This is a genomic window from Hanstruepera ponticola, from assembly GCF_012931685.1.
In the GTDB taxonomy this organism is placed as follows: Bacteria; Bacteroidota; Bacteroidia; order Flavobacteriales; family Flavobacteriaceae; genus Hanstruepera; species Hanstruepera ponticola.
Genome location: NZ_JABANC010000002.1, coordinates 477,412 through 492,106, shown reverse-complemented (window position 1 = coordinate 492,106; position 14,695 = coordinate 477,412). Strand labels below are relative to the sequence as shown.

Here is a 14,695-nt window from a genome sequence, read left to right as displayed (position 1 = left end):
TTTAGAAATAACAGGATTTTTTTTTGAAATAAAACCAAAACTCATCAAAAGGTTGTAATTTTATGAAAACAACAAAGTAACTTTTATAAATGCCAATACAATCTTTTTTAGATTATTTGCTGTTAGAAAAAAACTATTCAAAGCTCACTCTTAAGGCTTATGAAAGAGATTTAGCTGAATTCTCAAGTTTTATTAAGGAAGAATATCAGTCTGATAACATATTGTCAATAAACTATTCCCAAATAAGGAGTTGGATAGTATCACTTGTTGAAAAAGGCATTAGCAATAGAACTATTAACAGAAAAATATCATCGCTCAATTCATATTATAAATTTTTATTGAAAGTAGGTGATGTTAGTTTAAATCCCCTAGCCAAGCATAAAGCCTTAAAAACAAGTAAAAAGGTTCAGATTCCCTTTTCTGAAAAAGAAGTTACTGCAGTTTTAGATAACTGGCACTTCGATGATAGTTTTGAGGGGGTTCGCGATAAGCTAATAATTGAGTTGTTTTACTCTACAGGAATAAGGCGCATAGAATTAGTGCAGTTAAAAATTGCTGATATTGATTTTTCAACAAAAATATTAAAAGTTTTAGGGAAGCGCAATAAAGAACGATTTATTCCGTTACTTCAATCTGTGATTGAAACTCTAAAATCTTATTTAAATAATAGAGATAAGTTGGAGATTATAAAAGATTCTGAACATTTATTTTTAACAAAAAAAGGCGTTAAAATTTATGAAACGCTTGTTTACCGAATAATAAATGAGTATTTTAGTTTAGCATCTTCAAAAGTAAAAAAGAGTCCTCATATTTTAAGACATTCATTTGCGACTCATTTACTCAATCAAGGTGCCGATTTAAATGCAGTTAAAGAGCTGCTAGGTCATTCAAGTTTGGCTGCGACACAAGTTTACACCCATAATAGTATATCAGAACTTAAAAAAGTTTACTTAAAATCGCATCCACGAAGTGACAAATGAAAGAGTAAATCTATTGTTTAATAAAAATTAGTAGAGTATGAAAGTAAACACGCAATCAGTCAATTTTAATGCAGACAAAAAGTTGATAGACTTTATTCAGCGAAGAATGGATAAGTTAGATTTGTTTTATGATAAGGTCATCCAATCAGATGTTTTTTTAAAAGTTGAGAATACCAGTGATAAAGCCAATAAGATTTTTGAAGCAAGGTTAAGTGTTCCAGGCGATAGTTTTGTTGTAAAGAAGCAATGTAAAACATTTGAAGAAGGAACTGATAGTGCTGTGGCATCGTTAGAAAGACAATTAAAAAAGCGTAAAGAAAAATTACGAGCATATTTATGATAAAATTTTTCGAAAAATGTTTTGAATAAGAAAATAAATATTTACATTTGCAGTCCGTTAGAAATAGCGGGCTTTTTTTTAGCTAAAAAAGTAAGTGAAAAGCCGATGTAGCTCAGCTGGCTAGAGCAGCTGATTTGTAATCAGCAGGTCGTGGGTTCGAGTCCCTCCATCGGCTCAAAGTTCTTTAAAAGACTGGATTAAATTTTATTGGGGAGATACTCAAGCGGCCAACGAGGACAGACTGTAAATCTGTTGTTTTTTAACTTCGCAGGTTCGAATCCTGCTCTCCCCACAAAAATTGTTATAGTAGTTGTCAAAAGCTTGATTTTGTAAGACTGCAATAAGAATTTTTAGTGAAGGGTCACCTTCACGGATCACTAAGTAAAACGAGGTAATCCTAAAAACATGAAATCGCGGGAGTAGCTCAGTTGGTAGAGCGTCAGCCTTCCAAGCTGAATGTCGCCGGTTCGAACCCGGTCTCCCGCTCAAAAAAATCCTGCCACGGCAGGTCTTGTTTGAAGAACAAGTTAAAAACCTTTACGCCGGTGTAGCTCAGGGGTAGAGCGTTTCCTTGGTAAGGAAGAGGTCACGAGTTCAAATCTCGTCATTGGCTCTTTTTCAAGATAGAATTAAATTGAACACTAATATAAATAAGATTAAATAAATTAAACATGGCAAAGGCAACTTTCGATCGTTCAAAACCACACTTAAATATTGGTACTATTGGACACGTAGATCACGGTAAAACAACTTTAACTGCTGCTATTACTAAAGTATTAGCTGATGCAGGTTTTTCAGAAGCAAGATCATTCGATCAAATTGATAACGCTCCAGAAGAGAAGGAAAGAGGTATTACAATTAATACATCTCACGTAGAATATCAAACAGCAAATCGTCACTATGCTCACGTTGACTGTCCAGGTCACGCGGATTACGTAAAGAACATGGTAACTGGTGCTGCTCAAATGGATGGCGCTATTTTAGTTGTTGCTGCAACAGATGGTCCTATGCCACAAACTCGTGAGCACATCTTATTAGGTCGTCAGGTAGGTATTCCAAGAATCGTTGTTTTCTTAAACAAGGTGGATATGGTTGATGATGAGGAATTATTAGAATTAGTAGACATGGAAGTTAGAGATTTATTAAACTTCTATGAGTACGATGGAGATAATGGACCAGTAGTATCTGGTTCTGCTTTAGGTGCACTTAATGGTGAGCAAAAGTGGGTTGATACAGTATTAGAATTAATGGAAGCTTGTGATACTTGGATTGAAGAGCCAGTTCGTGATATGGATAAGCCTTTTTTAATGCCAATAGAAGATGTATTCTCAATTACTGGTCGTGGAACTGTTGCTACAGGTCGTATAGAAACTGGTGTTGCTAATACAGGTGACCCAGTTGAAATTATCGGTATGGGTGCAGAGAAGTTAACTTCTACTATTACTGGTATTGAAATGTTCCGTCAAATTCTTGATAGAGGTGAAGCTGGAGATAACGCAGGTATCTTATTAAGAGGTATTGAGAAAACTCAAATCTCTAGAGGTATGGTAATCACTAAACCTGGTTCTGTAACACCTCACGCTAAATTTAAAGCAGAGGTTTATATCTTGAAAAAAGAAGAAGGTGGTCGTCACACACCATTCCATAATAACTACCGTCCACAGTTCTACGTTCGTACAACTGACGTAACTGGAAACATTGCGCTTCCTGATGGAGTTGAAATGGTAATGCCAGGTGACAACTTAACTATTACTGTTGAGTTAATCCAACCAATTGCAATGAACGTAGGTTTACGTTTCGCTATCCGTGAAGGAGGTAGAACAGTTGGTGCTGGTCAGGTAACTGAAATTTTAGACTAATAAAATTCAATAAATAGTAAGTTAAGGTATTCCGTTTTTCGGAATACCTTGACTTGTATTTACGGGTTTAGCTCAGTTGGTAGAGCACTGGTCTCCAAAACCAGGTGTCGGGAGTTCGAGCCTCTCAACCCGTGCTAATAGAGTAAACGAGGCGAGTAGCCTGACCCAAGGGAAGTCTCTCAACTCGTGGAAGTAAAACAAAACAGTGAGTAATCAATAGTTTGATGCTCTAAAATTGTAAATAAAACATATAATGGCTGGAATTGTAAACTATATAAAAGAATCGTTCGGAGAGTTAAAAAATAATGTGTCTTGGCCAACTTGGGCAGAAGCACAAAGTTTAACAGTGCTTGTAGCAGTGTTTTCAATTATATTCTCGTTAGCAATTTGGGGAGTAGATACAGTGTTCAGCAAAGCCATAGGATTTTACTTTAAATGGATTAACGGTTAAAATAAAATTGTATGTCTGAAGGAAACGAAAAAAAATGGTATGTAGTTAGAGCTGTAAGCGGTCAAGAAAACAAGATCAAAACTTACATTGAAAACGAAATTGCCCGTTTAGGATTTGGAGATTATGTTGATGAGGTGTTGGTGCCTACAGAAAAGGTTATTCAAATTAGAAATGGTAAGAAAATAAATAAAGAGAAAGTTTATTTTCCTGGCTACATCATGATAAAAGCAAATTTAACTGGAGAGATCCCTCACATTATAAAATCGGTAACTAATGTTATAGGTTTTTTAGGAGAAACAAAAGGAGGAGACCCGGTGCCATTAAGACAGTCTGAAGTAAACAGAATGTTAGGTAAAGTAGATGAGTTATCATTAGAGGCAGATTCTAATGTGGCTATTCCATTTACAAAAGGGGAAACTGTTAAAGTTATTGATGGTCCTTTTAATGGTTTTGATGGTACTATTGAAAAGATAAATGAAGAAAAGCGTAAACTTGAAGTAATGGTAAAGATTTTTGGAAGAAAAACACCATTAGAGTTAAGTTATATGCAAGTTGAAAAAGTATAATAATTGTTACAAGATAAAAATACAATCTTACGCTTCCAATCATAAGTATTGTATGAAACTAAATTATTAAAAATGGCAAAAGAATTAAGTAAAGTAGTTAAACTACAAGTTAGGGGAGGTGCAGCGAATCCGTCGCCACCGGTTGGACCCGCTTTAGGTGCCGCTGGAGTTAATATCATGGAGTTCTGTAAGCAGTTTAATGCGAGAACCCAAGATAAACCAGGTAAAGTTTTACCTGTTGTGATTTCTGTTTATAAAGACAAATCATTTGACTTTGTAATCAAAACTCCTCCTGCAGCAGTACAATTATTAGAAGCGGCCAAGGTGAAGAAGGGTTCAGGTGAACCTCACATTAAAAAAGTAGCTAAAGTTTCTTGGGATCAGATTAGAACCATAGCTGAAGATAAAATGCAAGATTTAAATGCATTTACAGTAGAGTCTGCCATGACAATGGTAGCTGGTACTGCAAGATCTATGGGTATAACTGTAAAAGGAGGCCAAGCCCCTAATTAATCTAAAAAATTTTTAAAATGGCAAGATTAACAAGAAAACAAAAGGAGGCTTTAGCAAAAATAGAAAAAGGGAGACTTTATTCTGTTGAAGAAGCTTCTTCATTAGTTAAAGAAATTACCAATACAAAATTTGATGCATCTGTAGATTTAGCTGTACGTTTAGGTGTAGATCCACGAAAGGCAAATCAAATGGTGAGAGGAGTTGTAACACTTCCTCATGGTACTGGTAAAGACGTGAAAGTTTTAGCATTAGTAACTCCAGATAAAGAAGCAGAAGCTAAAGAAGCTGGAGCAGATTATGTTGGTTTAGACGAGTACCTTGATAAAATTAAAGGTGGTTGGACAGACGTTGATGTAATTATAACTATGCCAAGTGTTATGGGTAAATTAGGTCCTTTAGGACGTGTGTTAGGTCCTCGTGGCTTAATGCCAAACCCTAAAACAGGTACAGTAACTATGGATGTTGCTAAAGCTGTAAGCGATGTGAAAGCTGGTAAAATTGACTTTAAAGTTGATAAAACAGGTATTGTACATGCTTCAATAGGTAAAGCATCTTTTAGTGCTGATAAAATTGCGGGTAACGCAAATGAATTATTACAAACATTAATGAAACTTAAGCCAACTGCAGCTAAAGGAACTTATGTAAAGAGCATTTATATGTCTAGTACTATGAGTCCAAGTTTAGCCGTTGATCCAAAAATTGGTTAAGTAGTTTAAAACTTTTATTATGACAAGAGAAGAAAAATCACAAGTAATTGAAGACTTAACTGCACAATTGGCCAATAGTTCAAATATCTATTTAGCAGATATTTCAGGATTAAATGCTGGTACGACTTCAGATTTACGTCGTGCTTGTTTTAAGGCTAACATTAAATTAGCAGTTGTTAAAAATACCTTGCTTGAAAAAGCAATGGAAGCATCAGATAAAGATTTTGGAGACCTTCCTTCAACATTAAAAGGAAATACTTCAGTCATGTATGCTGAAACTGGTAATGCGCCAGCCAAAGTAATTAAAAACTTCCGTAAAAAATCAGATAAGCCTCTTTTAAAAGGTGCTTTTATTGAGGAAGCTATTTATATTGGTGACGAACAATTGGACGCTTTAGTTGATATCAAATCTAAAGAAGAAGTTATTGGCGATATTATTGGCTTATTACAATCACCAGCTAAAAGTGTTATTTCAGCACTTCAATCTAGTGGTGGTAAGCTTGCAGGTATTATTAAAACATTATCCGAAAAAGAAGGATAATCCAAAAAAGTACGCACTTTTTACACAATTATATTAAAATTAAAAATTTATTAAAACGATAGAAAAATGGCAGATTTAAAAGATTTCGCAGAACAATTAGTTAACTTATCAGTAAAAGAAGTTAATGAGTTAGCTACTATTTTAAAAGATGAGTATGGTATCGAACCAGCTGCTGCTGCAGTTGCTGTTGCTGCTGGCCCTGGTGCTGGTGGTGGTGAAGCTGCTGAAGAAAAATCAGAATTCGATGTTATCCTTAAAGCCGCTGGTGGTTCTAAATTAGCAGTTGTAAAATTAGTTAAGGAATTAACTGGTTTAGGATTAAAAGAAGCTAAAGAATTAGTTGATAGTGCACCTAGCGCAATTAAAGAAGGTGTTTCTAAAGATGAAGCTGAAGGCTTAAAAACTTCTTTAGAAGAAGCAGGAGCAGAGGTTGAGCTTAAGTAAGCTTAACACCTCAAACACATAACGGTTTAGGCCTGAAGTTAATCGCTTTTGGGCCTAGACCATTTTGCGTATATAACCGTGACATACTACGCAGTCACATTTTTTTTAATCAAAATTCCGTCCATTGATGTTAGCAAAACAAGCTGAAAGATTAAATTTCTCATCTATAGTCAATAGAACAGAATATCCAGATTTTATGGATATTCAGATTAAATCCTTTCAGGATTTTTTCCAGCTAGAAACTAAATCTGAAGAACGAGGAGATGAAGGGTTATACAACACCTTCATGGAAAACTTCCCAATAACAGACACACGTAATCAATTTGTTTTAGAATTTTTAGATTACTTTATTGACCCACCACGTTATACCATTGAAGAATGCATAGAGCGTGGACTTACATATAGCGTTCCGCTAAAGGCTAGGTTGAAATTGTACTGTACAGACCCTGAACATGAGGATTTCGAGACCATTGTTCAAGATGTGTATTTAGGCACAATTCCTTACATGACGCCTAGTGGTACCTTTGTAATAAATGGTGCTGAACGTGTTGTTGTATCACAATTACACCGTTCACCTGGTGTTTTCTTTGGTCAATCATTTCACGCTAATGGAACAAAACTATATTCCGCTAGAGTAATTCCTTTTAAAGGATCTTGGATTGAATTCGCTACAGACATTAATAGTGTTATGTATGCCTATATTGATCGTAAGAAAAAGTTACCTGTAACTACCTTATTCAGAGCTATTGGTTTTGAGCGCGATAAAGATATTTTAGAAATATTTGATTTAGCTGAAGAAATAAAAGTATCTAAAGCTGGATTGAAAAAAGTATTAGGACGTAAACTTGCTGCACGTGTACTTAACACATGGCATGAGGATTTTGTTGATGAAGATACTGGTGAAGTAGTATCTATTGAACGTAACGAAATTGTTTTAGATCGTGATACGGTTCTAGATAAAGATAATATTGAAGAAATCCTTGAAACTAGTGTAAAAACAATTCTTTTACACAAAGAAAGTGCACAACAAGGTGACTACGCAATAATTCACAACACATTACAAAAAGATCCAACAAACTCTGAAAAAGAGGCTGTTGAACACATATACCGTCAATTACGTAATGCCGAGCCGCCAGATGAGGAAACTGCTCGTGGTATTATTGACAAATTATTCTTTTCAGACCAACGTTACTCTTTAGGTGAAGTAGGTCGTTATAGAATGAACAAAAAATTAGGTCTTGATATTGGAATGGATAAGCAAGTGCTTACTAAAGAAGATATCATAACTATTATAAAATACTTAATCGAACTGATCAACTCAAAAGCAGAGATTGATGATATTGATCACCTGTCTAACCGTCGTGTACGTACTGTAGGTGAGCAATTGTCTCAACAGTTTGGAGTTGGTTTAGCACGTATGGCACGTACAATTCGTGAACGTATGAATGTTCGTGACAACGAAGTATTTACGCCAATTGATTTGATTAATGCCAAGACCTTATCGTCAGTTATTAATTCATTTTTTGGTACAAACCAGTTATCTCAATTTATGGATCAAACTAATCCATTAGCTGAGATTACTCACAAACGTCGTTTATCAGCTTTAGGACCAGGTGGTCTTTCAAGAGAAAGAGCAGGTTTCGAGGTTCGTGACGTTCACTATACACATTATGGTCGTTTGTGTCCTATTGAAACACCTGAAGGACCAAACATTGGTTTAATTTCTTCATTATCAGTTTACGCTAAAGTAAACTCAATGGGATTCATTGAAACGCCTTATAGAAAAGTTGAAAATGGTGTTGTTGATATTAAAGGCGATCCAATTTACTTAAGTGCTGAAGAAGAAGAAGAGCAATTAATTGCTCAAGCTACGGTTGAAGTTGATGAAAAAGGTAAAATTGTTCATGATAAGGTAATTGCAAGAATGGAAGGTGACTTCCCAGTAATTGAACCAAGTCAAGTACACTATACTGATGTTGCGCCAAACCAAATTGCTTCTATTTCTGCATCCTTAATTCCATTTTTGGAACATGATGATGCAAACCGTGCATTAATGGGATCTAACATGATGCGTCAGGCTGTACCGTTATTACGTCCGCAAGCTCCAATTGTTGGTACCGGATTAGAAAGACAAGTTGCATCTGATTCTCGTGTTTTAATAAATGCAGAAGGTAGTGGTGTTGTAGAATATGTTGATGCTAACGAAATTGTAATCAAATACGATAGAACTGAAGATGAAGCTAAAGTTAGCTTTGATAGCGATACAAAATCCTATCCTTTAGTTAAGTTTAGAAAAACAAATCAGGGTACATCCATTAACTTAAAGCCAATTGTTAAGAAAGGTGATAAAGTAACTAAAGGGCAAGTACTTTGTGAAGGTTATGCTACACAAAATGGTGAATTAGCTTTAGGTAGAAATATGAAAGTAGCCTTTATGCCTTGGAAAGGGTATAACTTTGAGGATGCTATTGTAATTTCTGAAAAAGTTGTTCGCGAAGATATATTTACATCTATTCATATTGATGAGTATTCTTTAGAAGTACGTGATACAAAGTTAGGTAACGAAGAGTTGACTAATGATATTCCAAACGTATCTGAGGAGGCTACAAAAGATTTAGATGAACATGGTATGATTCGCGTTGGAGCTGAAGTTAAGCCTGGTGATATTCTTATTGGTAAGATTACACCTAAAGGTGAATCAGATCCTACTCCTGAAGAGAAATTATTACGTGCTATTTTTGGTGATAAAGCGGGTGATGTTAAAGATGCATCATTGAAAGCATCCCCTTCATTAAATGGTGTTGTAATTGATAAAAAATTATTTGCTCGTGCAGTAAAAGATAAACGCAAGCGTGCTCAAGATAAAGAGGATATTGCCCAATTAGAAGCATTATATAACAAGAAGTTTGATGACTTACAAAGTATTTTAGTTGAAAAACTATTTGCTATTGTAGGTGGAAAAACAGCTCAAGGTGTATTTAATGATTTAGGCGAAGAAGTTTTACCAAAAGGTAAAAAATACACACTTAAAATGTTAAATGCTGTTGATGATTATGTTCACTTAACTAGTGGTCAATGGACAACTGATGATGCTACTAATAAACTTGTTGCCGATTTAATTCACAATTACAAGATTAAAGAAAACGACTTACAAGGTTCTTTACGTCGTGAGAAGTTTACAATCTCTGTAGGTGATGAGTTGCCAGCAGGAATTATCAAATTAGCTAAAGTTTATATTGCTAAAAAGCGTAAACTTAAAGTTGGTGATAAAATGGCAGGTCGTCACGGTAACAAAGGTATTGTTGCTCGTATTGTTCGTCAAGAAGATATGCCTTTCCTTGAAGATGGAACACCTGTTGATATTGTATTAAATCCACTTGGTGTACCGTCACGTATGAATATTGGTCAGATTTATGAAACTGTTCTTGGTTGGGCAGGTCAAAAATTAGATCGTACTTATGCAACGCCAATTTTTGATGGTGCTACCTTGGATCAAATTAACGAATTTACAGATGAAGCTGGAATTCCAAGATTTGGACACACATATCTTTATGATGGTGGTACTGGTGACCGCTTTGACCAACCAGCAACAGTAGGTGTAATCTACATGCTGAAATTAGGTCATATGGTTGACGATAAGATGCACGCACGTTCTATTGGACCTTACTCATTAATTACGCAACAGCCATTAGGTGGTAAAGCACAATTTGGTGGTCAGCGTTTTGGTGAAATGGAGGTTTGGGCTCTTGAAGCTTATGGAGCGTCTGCAACATTAAGAGAAATATTGACAGTTAAATCTGATGATGTAATTGGTCGTGCTAAAACATACGAAAGTATTGTTAAGGGTGAACCAATGCCAGAACCTGGATTACCAGAATCATTCAACGTACTTATGCACGAATTGAAAGGTTTAGGTTTAGATATCAGATTAGAGGAGTAGTTAATTAAAAATCATTTCAACCATATATTATGGCAAGAAAACAAGATAAGAATACAGTACAGAGATTCAATAAAATCTCAATTGGTTTAGCATCACCAGAATCTATTTTAGCAGAATCTCGTGGTGAAGTATTAAAACCAGAAACTATCAATTATCGAACTCATAAACCAGAACGTGATGGTTTGTTTTGTGAGCGTATTTTTGGTCCTGTAAAGGATTACGAATGTGCTTGTGGAAAATACAAACGTATACGATACAAAGGTATTGTATGTGACCGTTGTGGTGTTGAAGTAACAGAAAAGAAAGTACGTCGTGATCGAGTAGGACACATTAATTTAGTAGTTCCTGTGGCTCACATTTGGTACTTCCGTTCGTTACCAAATAAAATAGGTTATTTACTTGGGTTACCATCTAAAAAATTAGATATGATTATTTACTACGAACGTTACGTAGTAATTCAACCAGGAATAGCTAAAAATGCTGAAGGGGAACCAGTTCAAAAAATGGATTTCCTTACAGAAGAAGAATACTTAAACATTTTAGAAACACTTCCTCAAGAGAATCAATATTTGGACGATACAGATCCAAATAAATTCTTGGCTAAAATGGGAGCAGAATGTTTGATCGAATTGTTATCGCGTATAAATTTAGATGAATTATCATTTGAATTGCGTCACAAAGCAAATACCGAAACATCTAAACAACGTAAGACAGAAGCGTTAAAGCGTTTACAAGTTGTTGAAGCGTTGCGTGAATCTAACGAGAATCGTGAGAATCGTGCTGAATGGATGATAATGAAAGTTATTCCAATCATTCCACCAGAATTACGTCCGTTAGTGCCATTAGATGGTGGTCGTTTTGCGACTTCAGATTTAAATGATTTATACCGTCGTGTTATTATTCGTAACAATCGTCTTAAGAGACTTGTTGAAATAAAAGCTCCAGAGGTAATTTTACGTAATGAAAAACGTATGCTACAGGAATCTGTAGATTCGTTATTCGATAATACACGTAAGTCTTCTGCGGTAAAAACAGATTCTAATAGACCTTTGAAATCATTATCTGATTCATTAAAAGGTAAGCAAGGTCGTTTCCGTCAAAACTTACTAGGTAAGCGTGTTGATTATTCTGCACGTTCGGTAATTGTTGTTGGACCAGAATTAAAATTATTTGAATGTGGATTGCCAAAAAATATGGCAGCAGAATTATACAAGCCTTTCGTAATTAGAAAATTAATTGAAAGAGGTATTGTTAAGACTGTAAAATCTGCAAAGAAAATTATAGATAAAAGAGAGCCAGTGGTTTGGGATATCTTGGAAAATGTTCTTAAAGGACATCCAGTATTACTAAACCGTGCGCCTACTCTTCACAGATTGGGTATTCAAGCTTTTCAACCAAAATTAATTGAAGGAAAAGCTATCCAATTACACCCATTAGTTACTACGGCATTCAACGCCGATTTTGATGGTGACCAAATGGCAGTGCATTTACCTTTAGGTCCAGAAGCTATTTTAGAAGCACAATTATTAATGTTAGCTTCTCATAATATCTTAAATCCAGCTAATGGTTCGCCAGTAGCAGTACCTTCTCAAGATATGGTACTTGGATTATACTACATGACTAAAGAGCGTAAATCTACTGATGAAGTAAAAATCAAAGGTGAAGGTTTAACCTTTTATTCTCCAGAAGAAGTTGTTATTGCTTACAATGAAAAGCGTGTTGATTTAAATGCAGCTATCAAAGTAAGAACTTGGGACTTTAATGAAGAAGGTAAGTTAACACTTCAAATTATAGAAACAACTGTAGGTCGTGTGCTATTTAATGAAAAAGTACCACAACAAGCAGGATTCATTAATCAGGTATTAACTAAAAAATCACTACGTAACATTATTGGTGATATTTTAAAAGTTACCAGTGTACCTGAAACTGCGGCATTCCTTGATGAAATTAAAACACAAGGATACAATTTCGCATTCCAAGGTGGATTATCATTTAGTTTAGGTGATATTATTATACCACCAGAGAAGCATGATATGATTGATAAAGCCAATGGATTAGTTGATGGTATTACTGCTAACTATAACATGGGACTTATTACTAATAACGAACGATATAATCAAGTTATTGATATTTGGACTTCAACAAATGCAGAATTGACAGAGTTGTCTATGAAGCGTATTCGCGAAGATCAACAAGGATTTAACTCGGTATATATGATGCTTGATTCTGGAGCTCGTGGATCTAAAGAACAGATTCGTCAGCTTACAGGTATGCGTGGATTAATGGCTAAACCTAAAAAATCGACTGCTGGTGGTGGAGAGATTATTGAAAACCCAATTCTTTCTAACTTTAAGGAAGGTCTTTCAATTTTAGAATACTTTATCTCTACTCACGGTGCTCGTAAAGGTCTTGCCGATACGGCTCTTAAAACAGCCGATGCTGGTTACTTAACGCGTCGTTTAGTTGATGTTTCTCAAGATGTTATTGTAAACAGTGAAGATTGTGGAACATTACGAGGTGTTGAAGTTACACCACTTAAGAAAAATGACGAAATTGTAGAAACACTTGGTGATCGTATTGTTGGTCGTATTTCACTTAACGATGTTTACAATCCTCAATCTGATGAATTGTTAGTCGCTAGTGGTGATATGATTGATGAAGTAGTTGCTAAATCAATTGAAAATTCGCCAATTGAATCTGTTGAAGTACGTTCGCCATTAAGTTGTGAAGCTAAAAAAGGTATCTGTGCAAAATGTTACGGACGTAATTTAGCCACTGGAAAAATGGTACAACGTGGTGAAGCAGTTGGTGTGGTTGCAGCTCAATCTATTGGAGAGCCTGGTACACAGCTTACCTTACGTACATTCCACGTAGGTGGTATTGCTGGAAACATTTCAGAAGAAAATAAATTAGCTGTTAAGTTTGACGGTATTGCTGAAATTGATGAATTGAAAACTGTAAAAGGTGAAGATTCTGAAGGAAAAACAGCAAATATTGTTATTTCTCGTACATCTGAATTAAAATTAATAGATAAGAAAACAGGAATTACGTTAAGTACTAATAACATTCCTTATGGTTCAACAATATTCATTAAGAATGGTGATGAACTTAAGAAAGGTGATGTTGTTTGTCAATGGGATCCGTATAATGGCGTGATTATTTCTGAATTTGCAGGTAAAGTTCGTTATGAAAATATTGAGCAAGGTGTTACCTACCAAGTTGAGATAGATGAGCAAACAGGTTTCCAAGAAAAAGTGATTTCTGAATCTAGAAATAAGAAGTTAATTCCAACATTGCATATTGATGATGCTAAAGGAAATGTAATACGTTCTTACAACTTACCAGTGGGAGCTCACCTTATGATTGATGATGGTGAGAAAATTAAAGTCGGTAAGATTTTAGTTAAAATACCTCGTAAATCTGCGAAATCTGGTGATATTACAGGTGGTTTACCTCGTGTAACAGAATTATTTGAAGCACGTAACCCATCTAATCCAGCAGTAGTAAGTGATATTGATGGTGTTGTTTCATTTGGTAAAATTAAGAGAGGTAATCGTGAGATTATTGTTGAATCCAAATTAGGAGATATCAAGAAATATTTGGTTAAATTATCTAATCAAATTCTTGTTCAAGAGAATGATTTTGTAAAAGCAGGTATGCCGTTGTCGGATGGTTCTGTAACACCAAATGATATCTTGAATATCAAAGGACCATCAGCTGTACAGCAATATTTGGTAAATGAAGTACAAGAGGTATATCGTTTACAAGGTGTGAAAATTAATGATAAGCACTTCGAGGTTGTTGTAAGACAGATGATGCGTAAAGTTAGAATCATGGATTCTGGTGATACGACATTCCTTGAAAACCAATTGGTTCATAAAGCTGATTTTATTGAAGAAAATGATGAAATCTTTGGAATGAAGGTTGTTGAAGATGCTGGCGATTCTGTCAACATCAAAGCTGGTCAAATAATTTCACCACGAGATTTACGTGATGAGAATTCATTATTACGTCGTGAGGATAAGAAGTTGGTTGAAGCACGTGATGCACAACCTGCTACAGCAACACCTATACTTCAAGGTATTACAAGAGCATCGCTTCAAACTAAGTCATTTATTTCGGCTGCATCATTCCAAGAAACTACTAAAGTTCTTAACGAAGCTGCAGTAAATGGAAAGGTTGATACTCTAGAAGGACTGAAAGAGAATGTTATTGTAGGACATAGAATACCAGCTGGTACTGGTATGAGAGCTTACGAAAACATCATAGTAGGATCCAAAGAAGAGTTTGACGAGATGATGCAAGCTAAACAAGAAGTTAATTATAACTAATACTAAAAATAGCGTGAAGAAAT

The 14,695-nt window shown here is 35.2% G+C and carries 11 protein-coding genes and 5 tRNA genes; all 16 read left to right on the top strand.

What is annotated here, in order from left to right:
- Window positions 1-89 precede the first annotated feature (89 nt).
- The 16 genes from HGK31_RS08135 (at window position 90) to rpoC (ending at window position 14,672) form a co-directional block, all read left to right on the top strand.
- Window positions 90-980, top strand: coding sequence for a tyrosine-type recombinase/integrase (locus HGK31_RS08135; protein WP_191859279.1), 891 nt, complete (start codon window positions 90-92; stop codon window positions 978-980).
- A 37-nt stretch (window positions 981-1,017) separates the two neighbouring features.
- Complete coding sequence (gene hpf / locus HGK31_RS08130; RefSeq protein WP_104734440.1) at window positions 1,018-1,320, top strand: ribosome hibernation-promoting factor, HPF/YfiA family; 303 nt, start codon at window positions 1,018-1,020, stop codon at window positions 1,318-1,320.
- Window positions 1,321-1,421: 101 nt separating this feature from the next.
- A tRNA-Thr gene (locus HGK31_RS08125) sits at window positions 1,422-1,495 on the top strand.
- 34 nt (window positions 1,496-1,529) lie between these two features.
- Window positions 1,530-1,612: transfer RNA gene (locus HGK31_RS08120), tRNA-Tyr, on the top strand.
- A 121-nt stretch (window positions 1,613-1,733) separates the two neighbouring features.
- Window positions 1,734-1,806, top strand: a tRNA-Gly gene (locus tag HGK31_RS08115).
- Between the two features lie 55 nt (window positions 1,807-1,861).
- A tRNA-Thr gene (locus HGK31_RS08110) sits at window positions 1,862-1,933 on the top strand.
- Window positions 1,934-1,991: 58 nt separating this feature from the next.
- A complete protein-coding gene (gene tuf / locus HGK31_RS08105) occupies window positions 1,992-3,179 on the top strand; it encodes an elongation factor Tu (RefSeq protein WP_104734439.1) in 1,188 nt (395 codons plus the stop codon).
- A 61-nt stretch (window positions 3,180-3,240) separates the two neighbouring features.
- Window positions 3,241-3,313 (top strand) — tRNA-Trp (locus HGK31_RS08100).
- Between the two features lie 119 nt (window positions 3,314-3,432).
- Window positions 3,433-3,630 carry a preprotein translocase subunit SecE gene (gene secE, locus HGK31_RS08095; protein WP_104734438.1) on the top strand — a complete coding sequence of 66 codons (198 nt, stop codon included), beginning with the start codon at window positions 3,433-3,435 and terminating at the stop codon, window positions 3,628-3,630.
- A gap of 11 nt (window positions 3,631-3,641) precedes the next feature.
- Window positions 3,642-4,196 (top strand): transcription termination/antitermination protein NusG, encoded by a 555-nt coding sequence (gene nusG / locus HGK31_RS08090; protein ID WP_104734437.1) that lies wholly within the window; start codon window positions 3,642-3,644, stop codon window positions 4,194-4,196.
- A 72-nt stretch (window positions 4,197-4,268) separates the two neighbouring features.
- Window positions 4,269-4,709 carry a 50S ribosomal protein L11 gene (gene rplK / locus HGK31_RS08085; RefSeq protein WP_103051391.1) on the top strand — a complete coding sequence of 147 codons (441 nt, stop codon included), beginning with the start codon at window positions 4,269-4,271 and terminating at the stop codon, window positions 4,707-4,709.
- Between the two features lie 17 nt (window positions 4,710-4,726).
- On the top strand, window positions 4,727-5,416 hold the full coding sequence (gene rplA / locus HGK31_RS08080; RefSeq protein ID WP_104734436.1) for a 50S ribosomal protein L1: 690 nt from the start codon (window positions 4,727-4,729) through the stop codon (window positions 5,414-5,416).
- Between the two features lie 19 nt (window positions 5,417-5,435).
- Window positions 5,436-5,957: a 50S ribosomal protein L10 gene (rplJ, locus tag HGK31_RS08075; protein WP_104734435.1), complete on the top strand. Its 522-nt coding sequence runs from the start codon at window positions 5,436-5,438 to the stop codon at window positions 5,955-5,957.
- 66 nt (window positions 5,958-6,023) lie between these two features.
- The gene (gene rplL, locus HGK31_RS08070; protein WP_104734434.1) at window positions 6,024-6,401 is read left to right on the top strand and encodes a 50S ribosomal protein L7/L12; all 378 of its coding nucleotides are present in this window, start codon (window positions 6,024-6,026) and stop codon (window positions 6,399-6,401) included.
- Window positions 6,402-6,528: 127 nt separating this feature from the next.
- Window positions 6,529-10,341 (top strand): DNA-directed RNA polymerase subunit beta, encoded by a 3,813-nt coding sequence (gene rpoB, locus HGK31_RS08065; RefSeq protein WP_104734433.1) that lies wholly within the window; start codon window positions 6,529-6,531, stop codon window positions 10,339-10,341.
- A gap of 29 nt (window positions 10,342-10,370) precedes the next feature.
- Window positions 10,371-14,672: a DNA-directed RNA polymerase subunit beta' gene (gene rpoC, locus HGK31_RS08060; RefSeq protein WP_104734432.1), complete on the top strand. Its 4,302-nt coding sequence runs from the start codon at window positions 10,371-10,373 to the stop codon at window positions 14,670-14,672.
- Window positions 14,673-14,695 lie beyond the last annotated feature (23 nt).

Excerpts from the sequence above, each read along its gene's own strand:
- HGK31_RS08135 (WP_191859279.1), top strand. The coding sequence starts at position 90 with ATGCCAATACAATCTTTTTTAGATTATTTGCTGTTAGAAAAAAACTAT.
- hpf (WP_104734440.1), top strand. The coding sequence starts at position 1,018 with ATGAAAGTAAACACGCAATCAGTCAATTTTAATGCAGACAAAAAGTTG.
- tuf (WP_104734439.1), top strand. The coding sequence starts at position 1,992 with ATGGCAAAGGCAACTTTCGATCGTTCAAAACCACACTTAAATATTGGT.
- secE (WP_104734438.1), top strand. The coding sequence starts at position 3,433 with ATGGCTGGAATTGTAAACTATATAAAAGAATCGTTCGGAGAGTTAAAA.
- nusG (WP_104734437.1), top strand. The coding sequence starts at position 3,642 with ATGTCTGAAGGAAACGAAAAAAAATGGTATGTAGTTAGAGCTGTAAGC.
- rplK (WP_103051391.1), top strand. The coding sequence starts at position 4,269 with ATGGCAAAAGAATTAAGTAAAGTAGTTAAACTACAAGTTAGGGGAGGT.
- rplA (WP_104734436.1), top strand. The coding sequence starts at position 4,727 with ATGGCAAGATTAACAAGAAAACAAAAGGAGGCTTTAGCAAAAATAGAA.
- rplJ (WP_104734435.1), top strand. The coding sequence starts at position 5,436 with ATGACAAGAGAAGAAAAATCACAAGTAATTGAAGACTTAACTGCACAA.
- rplL (WP_104734434.1), top strand. The coding sequence starts at position 6,024 with ATGGCAGATTTAAAAGATTTCGCAGAACAATTAGTTAACTTATCAGTA.
- rpoB (WP_104734433.1), top strand. The coding sequence starts at position 6,529 with ATGTTAGCAAAACAAGCTGAAAGATTAAATTTCTCATCTATAGTCAAT.
- rpoC (WP_104734432.1), top strand. The coding sequence starts at position 10,371 with ATGGCAAGAAAACAAGATAAGAATACAGTACAGAGATTCAATAAAATC.